Source organism: Streptomyces sp. NPDC041068, assembly GCF_040647455.1.
Classification (GTDB): domain Bacteria; phylum Actinomycetota; class Actinomycetes; order Streptomycetales; family Streptomycetaceae; genus Streptomyces.
The window spans coordinates 99,612-118,046 of the sequence record NZ_JBEZCG010000017.1; the positions used below are offsets into that span (position 1 = coordinate 99,612).

At 70.7% G+C, this 18,435-nt stretch carries 17 protein-coding genes, 2 tRNA genes and 1 pseudogene; 16 read left to right on the plus strand and 4 right to left on the minus strand.

All coding sequences use genetic code 11. The annotated features are described in order from the left end of the window. Window positions 1-28 precede the first annotated feature (28 nt). Entirely contained in the window at window positions 29-643 is a 615-nt protein-coding gene (locus AB0B50_RS33685) for a hypothetical protein (protein ID WP_362339615.1), read from the plus strand. A gap of 113 nt (window positions 644-756) precedes the next feature. Further along, window positions 757-1,845: a hypothetical protein gene (locus tag AB0B50_RS33690; protein WP_362339616.1), complete on the plus strand. Its 1,089-nt coding sequence runs from the start codon at window positions 757-759 to the stop codon at window positions 1,843-1,845. Window positions 1,846-1,858: 13 nt separating this feature from the next. Here AB0B50_RS33690 and AB0B50_RS33695 read toward each other — a convergent pair whose 3' ends face one another. Further along, window positions 1,859-2,977, minus strand: coding sequence for a M48 family metallopeptidase (locus AB0B50_RS33695; RefSeq protein WP_362339617.1), 1,119 nt, complete (start codon window positions 2,975-2,977; stop codon window positions 1,859-1,861). Between the two features lie 99 nt (window positions 2,978-3,076). On the opposite strand from AB0B50_RS33695, the gene AB0B50_RS33700 reads away from it, so the two are divergent. The 10 genes and pseudogenes from AB0B50_RS33700 (at window position 3,077) to AB0B50_RS33745 (ending at window position 8,959) form a co-directional block, all read left to right on the plus strand. Beyond that, window positions 3,077-3,385: a hypothetical protein gene (locus AB0B50_RS33700; RefSeq protein WP_362339741.1), complete on the plus strand. Its 309-nt coding sequence runs from the start codon at window positions 3,077-3,079 to the stop codon at window positions 3,383-3,385. 86 nt (window positions 3,386-3,471) lie between these two features. Further along, on the plus strand, window positions 3,472-3,636 hold the full coding sequence (locus AB0B50_RS33705) for a hypothetical protein (protein ID WP_362339618.1): 165 nt from the start codon (window positions 3,472-3,474) through the stop codon (window positions 3,634-3,636). Between the two features lie 77 nt (window positions 3,637-3,713). Further along, window positions 3,714-4,352: a nicotinate-nucleotide adenylyltransferase gene (nadD, locus tag AB0B50_RS33710; protein WP_055702806.1), complete on the plus strand. Its 639-nt coding sequence runs from the start codon at window positions 3,714-3,716 to the stop codon at window positions 4,350-4,352. Window positions 4,353-4,368: 16 nt separating this feature from the next. Further along, the gene (locus AB0B50_RS33715) at window positions 4,369-6,093 is read left to right on the plus strand and encodes an LCP family protein (RefSeq protein WP_362339619.1); all 1,725 of its coding nucleotides are present in this window, start codon (window positions 4,369-4,371) and stop codon (window positions 6,091-6,093) included. A 98-nt stretch (window positions 6,094-6,191) separates the two neighbouring features. Next, complete coding sequence (gene rsfS / locus AB0B50_RS33720; RefSeq protein WP_362339620.1) at window positions 6,192-6,635, plus strand: ribosome silencing factor; 444 nt, start codon at window positions 6,192-6,194, stop codon at window positions 6,633-6,635. Continuing rightward, complete coding sequence (locus AB0B50_RS33725) at window positions 6,632-7,273, plus strand: histidine phosphatase family protein (protein WP_362339621.1); 642 nt, start codon at window positions 6,632-6,634, stop codon at window positions 7,271-7,273. The genes rsfS and AB0B50_RS33725 overlap by 4 nt, the downstream gene beginning before the upstream one ends. A gap of 159 nt (window positions 7,274-7,432) precedes the next feature. Beyond that, window positions 7,433-7,505 (plus strand) — tRNA-Ala (locus AB0B50_RS33730). Between the two features lie 139 nt (window positions 7,506-7,644). Further along, window positions 7,645-8,469, plus strand: a pseudogene (locus tag AB0B50_RS33735) (MFS transporter); the annotation flags it as partial. A 70-nt stretch (window positions 8,470-8,539) separates the two neighbouring features. Further along, window positions 8,540-8,722: a hypothetical protein gene (locus AB0B50_RS33740; RefSeq protein ID WP_362339622.1), complete on the plus strand. Its 183-nt coding sequence runs from the start codon at window positions 8,540-8,542 to the stop codon at window positions 8,720-8,722. 3 nt (window positions 8,723-8,725) lie between these two features. Beyond that, window positions 8,726-8,959 carry a hypothetical protein gene (locus AB0B50_RS33745; protein ID WP_306334254.1) on the plus strand — a complete coding sequence of 78 codons (234 nt, stop codon included), beginning with the start codon at window positions 8,726-8,728 and terminating at the stop codon, window positions 8,957-8,959. A 7-nt stretch (window positions 8,960-8,966) separates the two neighbouring features. Here AB0B50_RS33745 and AB0B50_RS33750 read toward each other — a convergent pair whose 3' ends face one another. Beyond that, entirely contained in the window at window positions 8,967-10,241 is a 1,275-nt protein-coding gene (locus tag AB0B50_RS33750) for a glycosyltransferase 87 family protein (protein WP_362339623.1), read from the minus strand. A 122-nt stretch (window positions 10,242-10,363) separates the two neighbouring features. Between AB0B50_RS33750 and AB0B50_RS33755 the strand changes: the two genes are divergently transcribed. Then, window positions 10,364-10,436: transfer RNA gene (locus AB0B50_RS33755), tRNA-Ala, on the plus strand. An 88-nt stretch (window positions 10,437-10,524) separates the two neighbouring features. On the opposite strand, the gene AB0B50_RS33760 is transcribed toward AB0B50_RS33755, so the two are convergent. After that, window positions 10,525-12,117 (minus strand): ferredoxin, encoded by a 1,593-nt coding sequence (locus AB0B50_RS33760; protein ID WP_362339624.1) that lies wholly within the window; start codon window positions 12,115-12,117, stop codon window positions 10,525-10,527. Then, a complete protein-coding gene (locus AB0B50_RS33765; protein WP_362339625.1) occupies window positions 12,114-13,166 on the minus strand; it encodes a cytochrome b/b6 domain-containing protein in 1,053 nt (350 codons plus the stop codon). The genes AB0B50_RS33760 and AB0B50_RS33765 overlap by 4 nt, the downstream gene beginning before the upstream one ends. Window positions 13,167-13,707: 541 nt before the next feature. Between AB0B50_RS33765 and leuS the strand changes: the two genes are divergently transcribed. The 3 genes from leuS (at window position 13,708) to AB0B50_RS33780 (ending at window position 18,366) form a co-directional block, all read left to right on the plus strand. Next, window positions 13,708-16,608: a leucine--tRNA ligase gene (gene leuS / locus AB0B50_RS33770; RefSeq protein ID WP_362339626.1), complete on the plus strand. Its 2,901-nt coding sequence runs from the start codon at window positions 13,708-13,710 to the stop codon at window positions 16,606-16,608. Between the two features lie 117 nt (window positions 16,609-16,725). Then, window positions 16,726-17,469 (plus strand): hypothetical protein, encoded by a 744-nt coding sequence (locus tag AB0B50_RS33775; RefSeq protein ID WP_362339627.1) that lies wholly within the window; start codon window positions 16,726-16,728, stop codon window positions 17,467-17,469. A gap of 51 nt (window positions 17,470-17,520) precedes the next feature. Beyond that, entirely contained in the window at window positions 17,521-18,366 is an 846-nt protein-coding gene (locus AB0B50_RS33780) for a DegV family protein (protein ID WP_362339628.1), read from the plus strand. Window positions 18,367-18,435 lie beyond the last annotated feature (69 nt).

Here is an 18,435-nt window from a genome sequence, read left to right on the forward strand (position 1 = left end):
TTGCCCCTCTCAGGTCTACCCTGGGAGGGTGCCGGAGGACGTGGGGGGCACGCCGTCGTTCCCTGACGGCTGGGAGCCCGACGACGACCGCGACCGCGGGGGTGCGGACGAAGAGTTCGCCTCCGTGGTCTTCGACGAGGACTTCGTACGGGCCGCGGAGATACATGAACCGACCGCCGTGGAACGGCTGTTGGCCGCAGCCCAGGCGCGCGCCGAGGCCTCCGAAGCGGAGGCCCGCAGGGCCCGCACCCGGGGCCCGGGCCACGACCCGTCGGACGACGAGTTCTACGAGGACGGCTTCGGCCCCGACGACGGCAGCGAGTTCGGCCGCGACGACGACCTCGACGAGGCCTACGAACACGACCCCCTCGACGACGGCTACGGCCGCCCCGGCCGCCACCCGGGTCGCGTCCGCTGGCACCGCCCCGTCGCCTGGATGCTCGCCCTCCTGATGGGCATAGGCATGGTGGCCCTCGCCTTCGCCGCCGTCTATCGCGGGGCGTCGTCGGACCGCCAGAACCAGGTGCCCGCCCCCGCCTCCACCGAGGTCGGACAGAGCGCCGACAAGGAGGCGTCGACGAGCCCCTCCGCCTCGGCCGAGTTCGGCCAGCCCGCGGTCCCCGCGGTGCCGCGCACCCCCTGAGCGCACCCCAGCGAGGCCTGGCGCGTTTCCGCCGCGCGCACCCGTGGAGAGATGTCAGAACTTGTCGTGTACCAGGGCGTTTACGGAACGGCCCGGAGACCTACCCTGAAAGTATGGGCGGGCCAGGAGATCCACCTGCGGGGACACCCGAGGGAGCTCCCAACGGTGGCGAGGACGAGTACCGATCCGTCGTCTTCGACGAGTCGTTCGTGCGCGCTGCGCGCCTCCAGGAGTACTCCGCGCAGGAGCGCATGGGCGACCACGCGCGCGCCGTGCGCCGCCGCCCCGCGCTCCACAGGTCCTTGTCCCGGCAGGCCGTCATCCTCGTCGTACTGATCGTGGTCGCCTTCGGCACGGCGATCTACATGGGCGTACGCCACCCGTACCAAACCCCGGTGTCCAAGCGCCCCGAACCGCTGCGGATGACCGTCATACCGCTCGCCCCGCAGGGCCGCGTGCCCGGCTCGAAGAGCGTCGCCGACCTCTACGCGCACAGCCCCGCCGCGCAGTTCCGCGTGGGCGCCGAAGGGGTCAACCTCCCTGCCGCGCGCAGGACTTCGCACTTCTCCGACAGTCAGGTGACGGCCGCGCTGACCACCGCCAAGGACTATCTCGTCGAGTCCTCGCTCGACCCGGACGTCCTCACCGGCGGCTCGGCGCGCTCCGCGCGGATCCTGCTGGATCCGGAGCAACTCGACCAGTTCGACCGGAGCTTCGCGCACCCCGTCTCCGACGGGCGGCACGCGGCCACCGGCTGGCTGGTGCGGTTCGACCCGGCGACGACCGCGCTCGCCGACCGGCGGGTCAGGGCCCAGGGCACGCTGCGGGTCGTCGAGGCGGACAGGAACACCCTCGAGGTGACCTCGGACCACACGTTCGTGTACGCGCTCCGGCCCGTCGCCAAGGGCGCCGGAGAGGACCGCGCCGAGGCGTCCCTGTTCACCGTCCGCCGCGAACTGCACTTCCGCTTCGACCGCGACGACCTGCGGATGCACCAGGCGGAGCTGCTCACCTCCGCCGCGCAGGCGGGACCGCTGGCCTGCGCGGCGGACACGGCGAACCATCTGCGGCCGCTGCTGGCCGGGCAGAAGGCGAAGGCGGGCGGTCCGGCCGGCACCGATCCGTACGCGACGGGGGACGCGATGGCGCTGTGCGGAACGCTGGCGGCTTCGGCGCAGCCTTCGCTGGCTGCTTCTTCCTGAGGGTTCCTGAGGGCTACTTGTCGTCGGAGGGGTTGCTGTTGCCCTGCCCGCCTTGGTTGCCCTGCCCGCCCTGGCTGCCCTGGTTGCCCTGGCCCGTGAACCTTCCGCGCAGCTTGCCGCCCAGGTCGCCCGCGCCGCCCGCGATGTCGCTGACCAGCTTCATCAGCGGGTCCTTGCTGTTGCGTACGTCGTCGGCGTACGCGGAAGCGGACTGCCGGAAGGAGTCGGAGACCGAGGTGTCCTTGTCCTCGTCGCGGCGCGGGTAGTGGCCGTCCATGATCCGCTGGTAGTCGCGGGACTCCGACCACTTCTTCAGCTCGGCGGCGCGCACGGTGGTGAAGGGGTGCGTACGCGGCATGACGTTCAGGATCTTCAGCACGGAGTCGCGCAGGTCGCCCCCGGCCTCGTACTCCTCGGCCTGCTCCAGGAACGCGTCCACGTTCATCTCGTGCAGGTGGTTGCCGCCCGCGATCTTCATCAGGCCGCGCATGGAGGCCTTCAGGTCCTGCCCGACCAGCAGCCCCGCCCGGTCCGCCGACAGCTCGGACTTGCGGAACCACTCGCGCAGCGCCGTCACGATCGCCATGATCGCGACATTGCCGAGCGGGATCCACGCGACCTTGAGGGCGAGGTTCGTGAGGAAGAGCAGGATCGTGCGGTAGACGGAGTGGCCGGAGAGGGCGTGGCCCACCTCGTGGCCGACGACCGCCCGCATCTCCTCCTCGTCGAGCAGTTCGACCAGGCCCGTCGTCACGACGATGATCGGCTCGTCCAGGCCGATGCACATCGCGTTCGGCACCGGGTCCTGATTGACGTACATCGGCGGGACCTTCTCCAGGTCCAGGATGTAACAGGCGTCCCGCAGCATGGTGTTGAGGTGCGCGAACTGCGCGTCGGAGACCCGGACCGAGTCCGACAGGAACAGCAGCCTGAGACTGCGCTCGGGCAGCAGGCCGCTGAGCGCCTTGAAGACCGTGTCGAAGCCGCTGAGCTTGCGCAGGGCCACCAGGGCCGAGCGGTCGGCCGGGTGTTCGTAGGCCCGCGACGAGATGCCGGGGAAGCGCCTGCGCTGCCGGCTCGGCACGTGCTCGTGGCCGCTGTTCCCCTGGTCGCCGTGGTTGTCGTCGGTCATGCCGCATCCCCCATGTCTGGTCCTCTCGTGCCCCCGAGGTGGGGCCCAGCCTAGGCGGAGATACCGTGACAGGGCAGCACACAGAAGGAGTCTTCCGTCATGGAGCACAACCCTGGAGCCGACTGGCTCACGGAGGCGGCCAAGGCCGCGGAGCAGCAGGGACCCGGCAATCTGCTGCGGATCGTGCTGATCGTCATGGTCGTCGGGTGCGTACTGGTGGGCTGGTTCCTGCTGCGCGGGTATCGGCAGGGGAACGAGGCGGAGGGCTTGTCTGAGGACCGCACGTCTGAAGACCGAATGTCTGAGGACCGAATGTCTGAGGACCGAATGTCTGAGGACCGCACATCCGAGGACCGAATGTCTGAGGACCGCACGTCCGACAAGGGTGCGGACAGCCGCAACGGCTGAGTCGGCGTGAGCCGGAGCGAGGCCCCCGCTTACGATGGGCCGGAAGTCTTTATGTCCATCCCACCTCCGGATAGGTCCTGCCTGAGATGAGCCTCCACAGCACCGCCGCCCAGCTGGTCACTCTCGCCTCCGAGGGCGGCGAGCACGGCGGCAACCACGAAAGCCTCAGCCCTCTCCTCACGGGCGGCGGCGCCTTCGTCGCGCTCATGCTGCTCCTGTGGATCACCACGCGCTTCAACCGGGACCGCTGACGGGACCACTGAGCGGCCGTCCCTGAACGGGACCGCCGAAACAGGGCTCGTCCGCCGGGCCGGTAGGGTCTGCACGCATGGGAGAGCAGGACATGCCTACCGGTCCGGGGACCGGTCCGGTGAGCAACGGCAAGCGCCGCCTGGGCGTCATGGGCGGAACGTTTGATCCGATCCACCACGGACACCTCGTGGCGGCCAGTGAGGTCGCCGCGCAATTCCACCTCGACGAGGTGGTGTTCGTGCCGACCGGCCAGCCGTGGCAGAAGAGCGACAAGCAGGTGTCACCTGCCGAGGACCGCTATCTGATGACGGTCATCGCGACCGCCGAGAACCCTCAGTTCTCGGTGAGCCGCATCGACATCGACCGCGGCGGAGCGACCTACACCACGGACACGCTGCGCGATCTGCGCGCCCTCAACCCCGACACGGACCTCTTCTTCATCACGGGCGCCGACGCCCTCGGTCAGATCCTCACCTGGCGGGACACGGAAGAGCTGTTCTCCCTCGCGCACTTCATCGGGGTCACCCGGCCGGGTCATACGCTGGCCGACCCCGGACTGCCGAAGGGCGGCGTCTCCCTGGTGGAGGTGCCGGCCCTGGCCATCTCGTCCACGGACTGCCGCGCGCGGGTCGCCAAGGGGGACCCCGTCTGGTACCTCGTGCCGGACGGTGTGGTGCGTTACATCGACAAGCGCGAGCTGTACCGCGGCGAATGAGCCGAGAGGGGCACCGGTGAACGACCGACAGTACGACCCGTATGCGGGCAGCGATCCGTATGCGGGCGAGTACGCGGCTGATCAGTACCAGGTCGTCGGGTACGACGAGTACGGGCGGCCGGTGTACCAACAGGTGCAGCCGCAGGTGCCCCCGCAGCAGTCTCATCAGCAGCAGCCCCAGGGATACGGGTACGACCCGTATGCGGGTGGGCAGCAGCAGGGGTACCAGGGCGGATACGACGCCGGGACCTATGACACGTACGGGAGTTCAGGAACCTCGTACGAAACCGGCTGGATTGCCCAACAGCAACAGCAACAGCAACAACAGCAGCACCAGCACCAGCAAGCGCAGCCGCAGCAACAAGCGCAGCCGCAGCAGACGCCTCAGCCGACGCGTGAAGTCGAGCCCGAGCCCATGCGGCACGAGCAGCCGCGCGAACAACCCCGTGAACGTGAACAGCCTCGTGAACAGTCCCGCGAGTACAAGACCGAGCAGTTCTCCTTCATCGAGGAGCCGGACGAGGACTCCGAAGACGTCATCGACTGGCTGAAGTTCACCGAGAGCCGCACCGAGCGGCGCGAGGAGGCCAAGCGCCGTGGGCGCTCCCGGGTCGTCGCGCTCGTCGTGGTCCTCGCGCTGGTCGTCGCGGGCGGCGTCGGATACCTGTGGTTCGCGGGCAAGCTGCCCGGTCAGTCGGACGACAAGAGCGGCGGCGCCACGGCCGCCGGGCCGCAGAAGCGCGACGTGATCGTCGTCCATCTGCACAACACCAAGAGCAAGGTCACCTCCACCGCGCTGCTGGTGGACAACGCCACCACCAAGCAGGGCGCCACCGTCCTGCTGCCCAACTCCCTTGCCGTGTCGGACGAGGACGGTACGCCGACGACGCTCGGCAAGTCCGTCGACGACGACGGGTCCACCGGCACCCGCGAGTCGATCGACACGGTGCTCGGCACCTCGGTCGAGGGCACCTGGCGTCTGGACACCCCGTACCTGAACAACCTCGTCGAGCTCGTCGGCAACATCGACATCGACACGAACACCGACGTGCCCGACCCGAAGGCGAAGGACGGCGAGGCGCCCCTCGTCAAGAAGGGCGAGCAGCAGACCCTGAGCGGTCCGATGGCCGTCGCGTACGCCACCTACCGCGCACCCGGCGAGGCGGAGACCGCACAGCTGTCCCGCTTCGGCGAGGTCATGCGGGGCGTCCTGCGCAAGCTCTCCTCGGACCCGCAGGCGGCCACGACCACCGTCGAGTCGCTCGCGCAGATCCTCGACCCCTCGCTCAAGGAGAAGGACCTCGGCGCCTTCCTCGCCAAGCTCGCCGACCGCGCGAAGGGCGGCGACTACAAGACGACGCTGCTGCCCGTGCGGCAGGACGGCACGCTGACCGAGCGGGCGGCCGACACCGTGGTCGAGGACGTCCTCGGCGGCGCCGTGAAGAGCCCGGAGCAGGGCGATGCCGTGCGGGTCGGCGTCAAGAACGCCTCCGGCAAGAAGGACGCGGCCCAGGGCGCCAGGGTCACCCTGGTCAACGGCGGCTACACCTTCATCGACGGCGGCTCGGTCCCCGCGGCCCAGCCCACCTCGCAGGTCACCTACGCCGACGAGGCCAAGAAGACACAGGCCACCGAGGTCGCCAAGACCCTCGGCCTGCCGGCGAGCGCGGTCCGCAAGGGCAAGACGGCCTCGAACGCCGACGTCTCCGTGGTCCTCGGCCAGGACTATCGGGCCGGGTGACGGCCTCCGCGCGGGGGCGGTGACGAAATCGTCTGGGGCGCCGTCGGCGGTCCGTGAGACCCTTGGGGTGTATCGACCATCCGAAGGAAAGCTCTCTAGTGACCGCCACGGACCGCTCCATCGAGCTCATCAACGTCGCCGCGCAGGCGGCTGCCGACAAGCTCGCGCACGACATCATCGCGTACGACGTCAGCGACGTGCTGTCGATCACGGACGCCTTCCTGCTCGCCTCCGCACCCAACGACCGCCAGGTCAAGTCGATCGTCGACGAGATCGAGGAGCAGCTGAACAAGCAGCTCGGCGCCAAGCCGGTCCGCCGCGAGGGCGACCGCGACGCCCGCTGGATCCTCCTCGACTACGTCGACATCGTGGTGCACGTCCAGCACAGCGAGGAGCGTGTCTTCTACGCCCTCGAGCGCCTGTGGAAGGACTGCCCCGAGATCGAGCTGCCCGACGACGCCAAGGCGACCCGCGGCAAGGCCGCAGAGCACGCCGAGCAGCGGGCCGCGGAGGAGGCGGACCTGGACGGTGAGCTGCGGTGAGCAACCGCGGCTGCCGGATCATCCTGTGGCGGCACGGCCAGACGTCCTGGAACCTGGAGCGCCGCTTCCAGGGCTCCACGGACATCGACCTGACCGAGACGGGCGTCGCGCAGGCCAGGCGCGCCGCCCGGCTGCTCGCTTCCCTGAAGCCGGACGCCATCGTCGCCTCCGACCTCAAGCGCGCCGCGGCCACGGCCGGTGAACTCTCCGCGATCACCGGCCTCCCCGTCACGCACGAGGAGGCCCTCCAGGAGACGTACGCCGGTGAGTGGCAGGGCCTGACGCACGACGAGATCATCGCCCGCTTCGGCGAGCAGTACGCCGCGTGGAAGCGCGGCGAGCCGGTGCGCCGCGGCGGCGGCGAGCTGGAGACCGAGGTCGCCGACCGGGCCGCGCCCGTCGTCCTGCGCCATGCCGAGAAGCTGCCGGACAACGGCACGCTCGTGGTGGTCAGCCACGGCGGCACCATCCGCACCACGATCGGTCGCCTCCTCGGTCTGGAGTCCCACCACTGGGAGGGGCTCGGGGGTCTCTCCAACTGCTGCTGGTCGGTCCTCGGCCAGGGCGCGCGGGGCTGGCGCCTGCTGGAGCACAACGCCGGCACGCTGCCGGAGCCGGTGCTCGGCGACGACGACTGAGCGCTCCGGAACCCACGTCGGAGCCGCTCCGGAACCCACGTCGGAGCCGCTCGGGAGCCGCTTCGGAGGGCAGCCGGACCCGGATTTCACATTCCGGCTGGTCGCAGGCTAAAGTTCTTCTTGTTCGCCCCGCCAAGCGGGGGGAACGGAAGAACACAAGGGGCTATAGCTCAGTTGGTAGAGCGCCTGCATGGCATGCAGGAGGTCAGGAGTTCAATTCTCCTTAGCTCCACAGTCCCGGAAATCCCGTCCCCACCAGGGGGCGGGATTTTCTGTTGTCGCTCCTCTCTAGCCGATGTCCTCTCGCCGCTGTCCACACTCACTGAGGACGTTCGGGACGCCGTCGCGGGCGTAGGCCCAGGGCGTGGGCGAAGGCGCTCGGCGCGTACTCGGCGGTCCTCACGACCGGCGCCGCCGCCGGACAGGTGCTCGGCGGCGTCCTCGTCAGCCTCGACCTGTTCGGCGCCGGCTGGCGTCCGGTCTTCCTCGTCAATGTGCCGGTCGGCGTGGTGCTGCTGGTCATGGCGGTGCGCGTGCTGCCGCGCGACGGCGAGGCGGGCCGGGTGGCGGGGCGGGCGCGCGGGCTCGATCTGCCGGGGCTCGTGCTGCTCGGCGCCGCCGTCTCGCAGTTCACCGTGCCGCTGGTGCTCGGACAGCAGGAGGACTGGCCGCTGTGGTCCTGGCTCTCGCTGGCCGCCGCCGCGGTCTGCTTCGCGCTCTTCTGCGCGTACGAGTCCCGGCTCGCCCGGAGCGGTGGGGCGCCGCTGATCGCGCCCAGGGTCCTGCGGACGCCGGGCATGGGTCTCGCGGTCTTCCGGATCGCCGCCGCGATGGCCGTCAACGCGGGCTTCCTGTTCGCGCTCACCCTGCACGTCCAGGGTGGCCTCGGCTGCAGCGCGCTGCGCGCGGGACTCACCCTCGCGCCGACCGCCGTGGTCTTCGGACGGGTCGGGCTCACATGGCGCGGCTGGCCCGGGGCGGTCCAACGGCTGCTGATTTCCTGTGGGTTCGCGCTCACCGCGGTGTCGCTGGCCGCCGGCGTTGCCTGTTTCGGTGCGCTTTTCTTGAACCGGCTTGAGTCACAAGGGGAGCCAGGGGCGTATTCATCCGGGAGCGCGCTCCTGGTGTGCTCCTGCGCGCTGGCTGTGGTGGCCGCACTCGGCGCCGTGTCCGGACTGGTACGAATGCGTCGCTGACCGGGTTGCTCAGACCGTGGCAGAATCGGACGGCCGGAAGGGGACGCAGCCCGACGGGAGGGAGAGCGCGATGCCTGCGAGCATCCTCGAAGAGGTCGACCGCCTCTTCGGCGAGGCGGCCGTACGAGAACGGGCCGCGCTGCGCACGCTCCTCAACTGCCCTTCCTGCGGCTCGTCCCATGTCGCCCAAGTACTCGGTGACAACGGCGGAGTCTCGTACGTCTGCACCGCCTGCGGCCACAGCTGGAGCTGATCGATGGGTGCACACAGGCGGAAGTGCGACTGGTGCGGCAGTGGCACACCGATCGTCCGCGACATGGAGCCGGTCAACCAGGAGTACCAGTACTGGTGCGAGGAATGCGCACGGGCGCTGATCATAAAGGGCGACCCCATCGAGACGTACCGCGAACTCGAAGGGGAGCCGATCTATGGCCGGCTGCTGGACGAGCACTGCACGCTCAAGAGGTTCTACTCGTTCGCGACCGCTTGATCGGTCGTCACCGGGTGATCGCGCGTGAGCGCGTGATCGTTCGCGAGCGGGTGGAGGCGACCAGCAGAAACGCAAAAGCGGTCACTACGTAGAGGGCCGAAAGCGTCATCTGGCCAAAATTCTGGGCGAGTTCAAGCCGACCCGCCCCGTGCGGCACCCACCACAAGGCGTACGAGCAGAAGACCAGGGACGCCGCCCCGGCGACCGCCCACGACGCCCGGCCGCCCCGGCGCATCGCCTCCATGCCCAGGAGCAGCACCATCGGCACGCACCACACCCAGTGGTGCGACCACGACACCGGGCTCACCAGGAGCGCCGTCGCCGCACAGGCGAGCGCCGCCCAGGCCCGCTCTCCGCGCAGCGCCGATGCCACCGCGACCGCGAGGCCGAGCACGCCGACCACGGCCGCGGCCATGACCCACGCACCGCCCGGCTCCCCGGTGTGCAGAAGTCGCGCGAGCACGCCGCGCAGCGACTGGTTCGCGGTGTCCTCGGCGAGCCCGACCCGGCCCGCCTCGAAGACCATGCGCGTCCAGAAGCGCCACGAGTCGTACGGCAGGACGGCGGCCGCGAGGAGCGTCGCGCCGGTGAACGACACGGAGGCCACGCACGCGTGCCGCACGGCGGGCCGCCACGTGCCGCGCCGCGAGGCCTCGACGGCCCCCGTGAGCAGCAGGAACACCGCGAAGAGCGCGGGCGTGAGCTTGATCGCCGCCGCGATGCCGATGCCCACGCCCGCCCAGCGGTGACCGGGGCGCCGGGACAGGTCCCACAGGACGAGGGCGGCGAGCAGCAGATTGATCTGTCCGTACCGCAAGGTCGTCCACACCGGCTCGCACCAGACGGCGAGCGCGGACACCCACAGGGCGCTCTCCAGACGTACGTGCTTCACGTGTGCGTGCTCCACGCGTGCGTGCGTCACGTGTGCGTGCCGCTTGTCGCCGATCAGCAGCAGGGAGAGGTGTACGAACGCGACCAGGAGCAGCAGGTTCCCCAGGGTCGCCAGCGTGCGCATGTCCGCCGTCTCCAGGAGCGTCAGCGGCGTGAACAGGAGGGCGGCGAACGGTGGGTACGTGGTGGGCAGACGGGCCTCGGTGGTGCGCAGCGCGTACAGGTCGCCGCCCGCACGCACGGTCTCTCCCTCGGCCCGGTAGACCATGAGGTCGATCATCGAGACGTCCGCCGCGCGCTGGGCGATCCAGAAGGCCGTGAAGGAGAGCAGGCAGGCCCCGGCGGCCAAGGGCACACGGCGGTGGGCGGCGGCGAGCGCGATCACGGTCACGACGGCTGACAGTACCGGGCGTTTCGGTCGGTATCCGCCCAGACCGGAAACGATTTGGTGGAGCACGGGTAGGACCGTGTAATGTTGGCGGAGCCGCCGGGGAAACCGGGCGGACAAGGCAAGGGGCTATAGCTCAGTTGGTAGAGCGCCTGCATGGCATGCAGGAGGTCAGGAGTTCAATTCTCCTTAGCTCCACAGAAGATGAGAGCGGGCCACCCGAATCGGGTGGCCCGCTCTTTCGCTGTCGGCACTTCCTTTGCCGTTCTCGGTCGCTCCTCGGCTGTCACTGCCTTCCGCTGCCCAGTGCCCTGCGGCCACGCCCCGGTGGGAGCGCGGCCGGCAGCGACGGGCGGACCGCGGGAGTCGCCTTCGGGTCCTCCTCGATGCGCAGGGCGAGCGCAGGGCAGCGGCGCACGGCGCGTGAGGCGCGTGCTTCGGAGTAACGCGGTACGGAGGCTTCCGCCACCGAGGGGAAGCCGTCGGGGCCCAGCTGGATCAGCTCGGGGACGATGTCCGCGCACAGCCCGTGGCCCTGGCAGAGGGTCCAGTCGACGGCCAGCCTGCTGCCGCTGGGGGCCTCGGCCTGGGGGGCCTCTTCCTGGAGGGGCAGGACGCCATCGACGGGACGGCCGCAGCCGCCGCCCAGGACGTGCGCGGCGAGGTCGTCCGTGAACACCGAGACCGCCGACTCCAGGAAGGCCGCCGAGCCGTCGGGGTGCTTGCACGCGCCGCGCCGCTTCACGGCCCGGGTCACCTCGCGCAGCGCCTCGAGAGCGGTCGGACCGCCGCCCTGCAGGACGTCCGCGAGGCCGCGGGCCGCCGCGGGGAGGCCGAGGTAGCAGGGGCCGCACTGTCCGGAGCTCTCGGCGGCCAGCCAGTTCGCGACGTGCAGCGACTCGCCGAGCGGGCAGGTGCCCTCGCCGATCGGCAGGATCGCGCCCGCGCCGAGCGCACCCCCGCAGGCCTCCAGGGAGGCGCGGGAGACGACCGCGTCGTGCGCCGTGACGCCGTCGAGCCACTTGCCGTGATAGCCGCCCGTCAGCACGCCCTGGGGGAGCGCGGGCGCTCCGGCGAGCTGGAGGACGTACCGCAAGGGCACTCCGGTGGGGACCTCGACGACCATCGGCCGCGCCACCGCTCCGGAGAGGGTCAGCAGCACCGTGCCGGGCTCCTCGCGCAAGCCGGTGCGGCAGTAGCGGTCGGCGCCGGTCCGTGCGGCGACGGCGAGCTGGGCGAACGTCTCCGCGTTGGAGAGCAGGGTGGGTGCGCCGCCGACTCCGGAGTCGGACGTACGCACCTTGCGGCCCGGCGGCATCGGGGGGCCGCCGTCCGCCGAGCGGACCAGGGCGGAGGACTCCCCGGTGACCATGCGCACCGGATTGCGCTGCACGCGCGCGCGGAGGGGCGATCCCCGCCGGTTGCTCAGGCCGCGCTCGGCGAGGGCGGTGCGCATCGAGGCCTCGGTGGAGTCGCGGGTCACGCCGACGACCAGCGTGCGGGCCCCGAGCGCCTCGGCGGCGAGCAGGGCGCCGTCCAGAATGAGGTGCGGGGCGCGGTTGATCAGGACGGTGTCCTTGCGGCAGGCGGGTTCGTCCTCGCTGCCGTTGACGACGACCACGGGACGTACGCCGCGACGGATCGCCGCGTCGGCGACGGACCGCAGCTTCCGCGCGAAGGGGAAGCCCGCGCCGCCCCGGCCGCGCAGTGCGATGTCCTCGGCGAGGCGGGCCAGCGGCTCGCCCGCCATGGGTTCGAGGGGGCCGTGCACCTTCAGGTGCATGCCGAGGTCGAGGCGTTCGACGAGATCGAACCCCGAGGTGAGCAGGGGCAGGCCGACGACGCGGACTTCGGGGACGTCGGGCAGCGACGCGTTCACGGGTGGCCTCCGGTGGCGGCGTTCCAGGGCTCGCCCGAGCTGGGGGCCTGAAAGGGCCGGGGCAGCGGTTCGGTGGCGGGGCCGCTGTCGTACGCGGGGTCGAGGACGGGCTCGTACGCGGAGTCGGGGAGCGGCTCGCATGCGGGGTCGTAGACGGGCTGGGGGGCGGTGTCGTACGTGGGCTGGGATGCCACGTAGGGGGACTCGGCGGGCGGTGGGGGCGACGGCGCGGGCCATCGCCCGGCGGGTTCGGCGCGGGGCAGGGTGCCGGTGGGGTACGGGGCCGAGGTGGGCGCCAGCGCGCGATAGGCGGCCGAGATGCCGACGGCCGGGTCGGGGGCGGCGGCGGAGGCGGTCGTGCCGGGCAGCGGGGCGAAAGCGGTGTCCCGCGCGGGCTGCTCTTCCCGGAGCGGGGCGAAAGTGGTGTCCCGCGCGCGGGGATCCTGCCGGGGCGTGGTGCCACGCTCGGGCTCCAGCAGGGCCAGGATCCGGGCGGCGACCTTCCGCTTGACCGGGCGGGGCGCCGCACGCAGCGCGACGGCCCCGGCGACCGCGACCAGGCACAGGCAGTACAGCGCGATCACCCACGGCTTCGGCGGGCGCCCCGCGTACAGGCCGTGGATCAGCGCGGCGCACCAGGCGGGGTAGGCGAGCATGTGCAGCGCCCGCCAGCGCGACGCGATCCGCGCGGGGGAGGCGAAGGCGCTCCGCAGGGCGCCGGTGACGCCCGTGGCGACCATGAGGAGGCCGGCGAGCGAGCCGAGGCCGATGAGCCCGGCGCTGCCCGTGACGCCGAGCCCGAAGGGCAGCAGGGCGCCGAGGAGCGACACGTGGTCGAGCACGATCTTGACGGTGCCGTGCAGCAGCAGGAAGCCGATGGAGGCGACCGCCGTGGTCCGGTGCACGGCCTGGGCGAGCAGGCGCTGGCGCGAGTGGAGGAACAGGCGGTCCGTGGCGACCAGGCCCCAGACCACGGAGGCGGTGAGCGAGACCAGGCACAGGACGCCGGTGGTGAAGTCGAGGGCGGCACGGAAACGGTCGCTGCCCACGAGGACGAGCAGGGGTATCAGGAGCAGGGCTCCGGCGCCCAGGGCTCGTGAGGGGGGTAAGGAGCGAGGGGGTGAGGGCCTTGCCGAAAGGGGGAGGGAACGGCTCTTGCGATGAGGGTGCAGAGGGTTCATGGGGGCGGCTCCGAAATGGTTCGGTCCCGCCGCATGCTAAGTCGCTCCATACCGGTGGGTACGGGGTTTGAGTTATTGCGTTGTTATCAAAGCGCGACGCGATCTTGGTGTTGCCCCGTTAGAGGGCGGTACGCGGAGTAATCCTTGGCCAAGGGTGGTGATCGAGCCCTTCGGGCGGCCGCGCAAGGAAGCTCGTCGCGGGCCGCGTGAGGGCTGCGGTACCCTGACGCCATGCGTGCCGTACGCCTTCTGCTTAGCGGGCCGCGCTGATCAGTCCCGACCGCCGGTGAATCGCGGTCGGAATCGGCGCGGCGTCCCCTCCTGTGCGAGGGGCATTTTTGTTTGACCTGGGCCGCCGTGGCGCCGGTCAATTCCGCAGGCAGAGACGATCGATGGAGCTTTGAGGATCATGAGCGAGACGAATTCTGCTGCCGCCTCCGAGGTGGCCGCGCCGCACCGCTATACGGCCGCTCTGGCCGCCGAGATCGAGGCACGCTGGCAGGACTTCTGGGACGCCGACGGCACTTACGAGGCGCCGAACCCGAGCGGTGACATGGCCGCGCGGAGCGAGGCGGAGACCGCTCTGGTCGCCAAGCCCAAGAAGTTCATCATGGACATGTTCCCGTACCCCTCCGGAGCGGGCCTGCACGTCGGCCACCCGCTGGGCTACATCGCCACGGACGTCTTCGCGCGCTTCCAGCGCATGAACGGCCACAACGTCCTGCACACCCTGGGCTTCGACGCGTTCGGCCTGCCCGCCGAGCAGTACGCCGTGCAGACGGGCACCCACCCGCGGGTCTCCACCGAGGCCAACATGGAGAACATGAAGGCGCAGCTGCGCTCCCTGGGCCTGGGGCACGACAAGCGCCGCTCGTTCGCGACGATCGACTCGGACTACTACAAGTGGACCCAGTGGATCTTCGTCCAGATCTTCAACTCCTGGTACGACGCCGACGCCAAGAAGGCCCGTCCCATCGCCGACCTGGTCGCCCAGTTCGACAGTGGTGAGCGCGCCGTACCGGGCTCCACGCGCGCGTGGAGCGAGCTGAACGCCTCGGAGCGCGCGGACGTGCTGAGCCAGTACCGCCTGGCCTACGCCTCCGACGCGCCCGTCAACTGGTGCCCCGGCCTGGGCACCGTCCTGGCCAACGAGGAGGTCACCGCCGACGGCCGCTCCGAGCGCGGCAACTTCCCCGTCTTCAAGGCCAAGCTGCGTCAGTGGAACATGCGCATCACCGCGTACGCCGACCGGCTGCTCGACGACCTGGACGCGCTGGACTGGCCCGAGGCCATCAAGCTGCAGCAGCGCAACTGGATCGGCCGCTCCGAAGGCGCCCGCGTGGACTTCCCCGTGGGCTCCGAAGGCGACGCCATCACCGTCTTCACCACCCGTCAGGACACCCTGTTCGGCGCGACCTACATGGTCCTGGCGCCCGAGCACGACCTGGTCGACAAGGTCGTCCCCGCGGCCTGGCCCGAGGGTACCCACGAGGTGTGGACCGGCGGGCACGCGACGCCGGCCGAGGCCGTCGCCAAGTACCGCGCGTTCGCGGCCTCCAAGTCCGACGTGGAGCGCCAGGCCGACGCCAAGGAGAAGACGGGCGTCTTCACCGGTGTCTACGCCACCAACCCGGTCAGCGGCGAGCAGGTCCCGGTCTTCATCGCCGACTACGTCCTGATGGGCTACGGCACCGGCGCGATCATGGCCGTCCCGGCGCACGACAGCCGCGACTTCGCCTTCGCGCGCGCCTTCCACCTGCCGATGCACTGCGTCGTCGAGCCCTCCGACGACCGCGGCACCGACACCGCGACGTGGGACGACGCCTTCTCCTCGTACGAGGCGAAGCTGATCAACTCCTCGAACGAGGAGATCTCCCTGGACGGTCTGGGCGTCGTCGACGCCAAGGCCCGCATCACCGGCTGGCTGGCCACCCGCGGCATCGGCGAGGGCACCGTCAACTTCCGCCTGCGCGACTGGCTGTTCAGCCGCCAGCGCTACTGGGGCGAGCCCTTCCCGATCGTCTACGACGAGGACGGCATCGCCCACTCGCTGCCCGAGTCGATGCTGCCCCTGGAGCTGCCGGAGGTCGACGACTACTCCCCGCGCACCTTCGACCCGGACGACGCGGACACCTCTCCGGAGACGCCGCTGTCCCGCAACGAGGACTGGGTCAACGTCACGCTGGACCTGGGTGACGGGCCGAAGAAGTACCGCCGCGAGACCAACACCATGCCCAACTGGGCGGGTTCGTGCTGGTACGAGCTGCGCTACCTGGACCCGCACAACGACCAGAAGATGGTCGACCCGGCCATCGAGCAGTACTGGATGGGCCCGCGCGAGGGGCAGCCGACCGGCGGTGTCGACCTGTACGTGGGCGGCGCCGAGCACGCGGTGCTGCACCTGCTGTACGCCCGCTTCTGGTCGAAGATCCTGTTCGACCTGGGCCACATCTCGTCGGCCGAGCCGTTCCACAAGCTGTACAACCAGGGCATGATCCAGGCGTACGTCTACCGGGACAGCCGCGGCTTCCCGGTGCCGGCGGCCGAGGTCGAGGAGCGCGACGGAAAGTTCTTCTTCGAGGGCGAGCCGGTCAAGCGCGAGCTGGGCAAGATGGGCAAGTCCCTGAAGAACGCCGTCACCCCGGACGAGATCTGCGACGAGTACGGCGCGGACACCCTGCGCCTGTACGAGATGGCGATGGGCCCCCTGGACGTCTCCCGCCCCTGGGACACGCGCGCGGTCGTCGGCCAGTACCGCCTGCTGCAGCGCCTGTGGCGCCTGATCGTCGACGAGTCGACCGGTGAGGTCACCGTCGCGGACGTCGCCGAGTCGGAAATCGACGAGGCCACCCTGCGCGCCCTGCACAAGGCCATCGACGGTGTGCGCCAGGACCTGGACGGCATGCGGTTCAACACCGCCATCGCCAAGATCACCGAGCTGAACAACCACCTGACGAAGGTCGGCGGCTCGATCCCGAAGTCCGTCGCGGAGCGCCTGGTGCTGCTGATCGCGCCGCTGGCCCCGCACGTCGCCGAGGAGCTGTGGCGCAAGCTGGGCCACACCGACTCGGTCGTCCACCAGGACTTCCCGGTCGCCGACCCGACGTACGTCGTGGACGAGTCCGTGACCTGCGTCGTGCAGATCAAGGGCAAGGTCAAGGCGCGCCTGGAGGTTTCCCCGTCGATCTCCGACGCCGAGCTGGAGAAGGTCGCGCTGGCCGATGAGAAGGTCGTGGCGGCGCTGGGCGGCGCCGGGATCCGCAAGGTGATCGTGCGGGCGCCGAAGCTGGTGAACATCGTCCCTGCGTAGCGGCATCGGGGTCTTCCCTTACGGGCAGGTTGGGGGTTCTGTTGGAACCTCCGGCCTGCCTTCTCCGTTTACGGTGGAAGGAGCCGCCGGAGCGGACCGGACACGGAGAGGATCGCCATGGGAGCCGTGGGCGCAATCGTGGCGCTGCTGTTCGTGCTGTTCTTGGTACTGGGCGTCTACGCGACAGTGAAGGTGGCCAAGGCGGCCAAGCGAGGCGTGGACCGCACCATCACGGAGGCGCGCCGGACCGTGGAGGACACCACCCTCCGGGCGAAGAGCTTCGCGCAGGTCGGCACCGCCAGTGAACTGGCCCAGCTGCGGCTCTCGTTGCGCACGTCCATGCGGTCCACGCAGGACGTCCTGCACGCGGGCGTGGCCGAGGACGCCTCCCTGAAGGAGTCCCTGCAACTCTTCGAGCGGCTCAGCGCGCACGGCCACGAGCTGGACGACGAGCTCCGGCGCCTGGAGCGCGACCCGGACAAGAGCGCCCTGGCCGAGCGCCTCCCCGAACTGCGGGAGCGCACGGAGCAGATCACGAAGGCGGCGGACTCGCTGCGGTGGTCGGCGCGTGACCGGGCCCGTCGGTTCGCGGGCGACGACCTGGACTCCCTGAGCACGCAGATCGACATGGAGGCGGGCGCCCTGCGGCACTGGACGACGGAGCCCCCGCCCGCCCAGACCCCCGCCGCGTGGCCCGAGCCCGCGCCCGCGCCGGGCAAGGACGCCGAGCAGACCTGGTCCGAGCCGTCCGAGTCCGCCCGGAAGGCGGCCCAGGAGCCGACCCGGCCCGCGATCACTCCGCCCACCCCGAGGCCCACATATCCCTGGGAGAAGAAGGCCAAGCCCGAGAGCACGACCTGAGTACAGGGGCCGGGCTGCCGCCCGAGGGTCCAGACGGGTAATCTCCAGCTCATGTCCCGCCATGTCGCGATCGTCACGGATTCAACGGCCTACCTGCCGCAGCGGACGATGGAGCGGCACGGCATCACCGCGGTGCCCCTGACCGTGGTCCTCGGCGATCAGGCGCTGGAGGAGGGCACCGAGATCTCGGCCCGTTCCCTCGCCCTGGCGCTGCAGAAGCGGAAGCCGGTGACCACGTCCCGGCCCAGCCCCGAGCTCTTCGCCGAGACGTACCGGAAGGTCGCGGAGGCGGGCGCCACGGCCATTGTCTCGCTGCACCTGTCCGCGGAGTTCTCCGGCACGTACGACGCCGCGGTCCTCGCTGCGAAGGACGCCCCGGTGCCGGTGCGGGTGGTGGACACCGGAATGGTCGCGATGGCCCTCGGCTTCTGCGCCCTCGCGGCGGCCCAGGCCGCGGAGGCGGGCGACTCGGCGGAGGAGGCGGTGGCGGCGGCCGAGAAACGGGCAGCGGGCACGTCCGCGTACTTCTACGTCGACACCCTCGACTATCTGCGCAGGGGCGGCCGCATCGGCGCCGCGCAGGCGCTGCTGGGCTCCGCGCTCGCCGTGAAGCCGCTGCTGAAGCTGGACGGCGGGCGCATCGACATGCTGGAGAAGGTGCGGACGGCGTCGAAGGCCATCGCGAGGCTCGAGGAGATCGTGGTCGAGCGGGCGGGCACCGGCCATGTGGACATCGCGGTGCATCATCTGGCGGCGCCGGAGCGGGCGTCGGCCCTCGCCGACCGGCTCCGCGAGCGGGTACCGGACCTTGCGGAGCTGCACGTCAGCGAGGTCGGCGCGGTGATCGGCGCACACACGGGGCCGGGTCTCCTTGGGGCAGTGGTCTCGCCGCGCTGAGCCGCGGCAGGTGGATCCTTTCCCACGTGTGGGTGACGGAGTTGTCCACAACTCCCGGGTAATCCACGG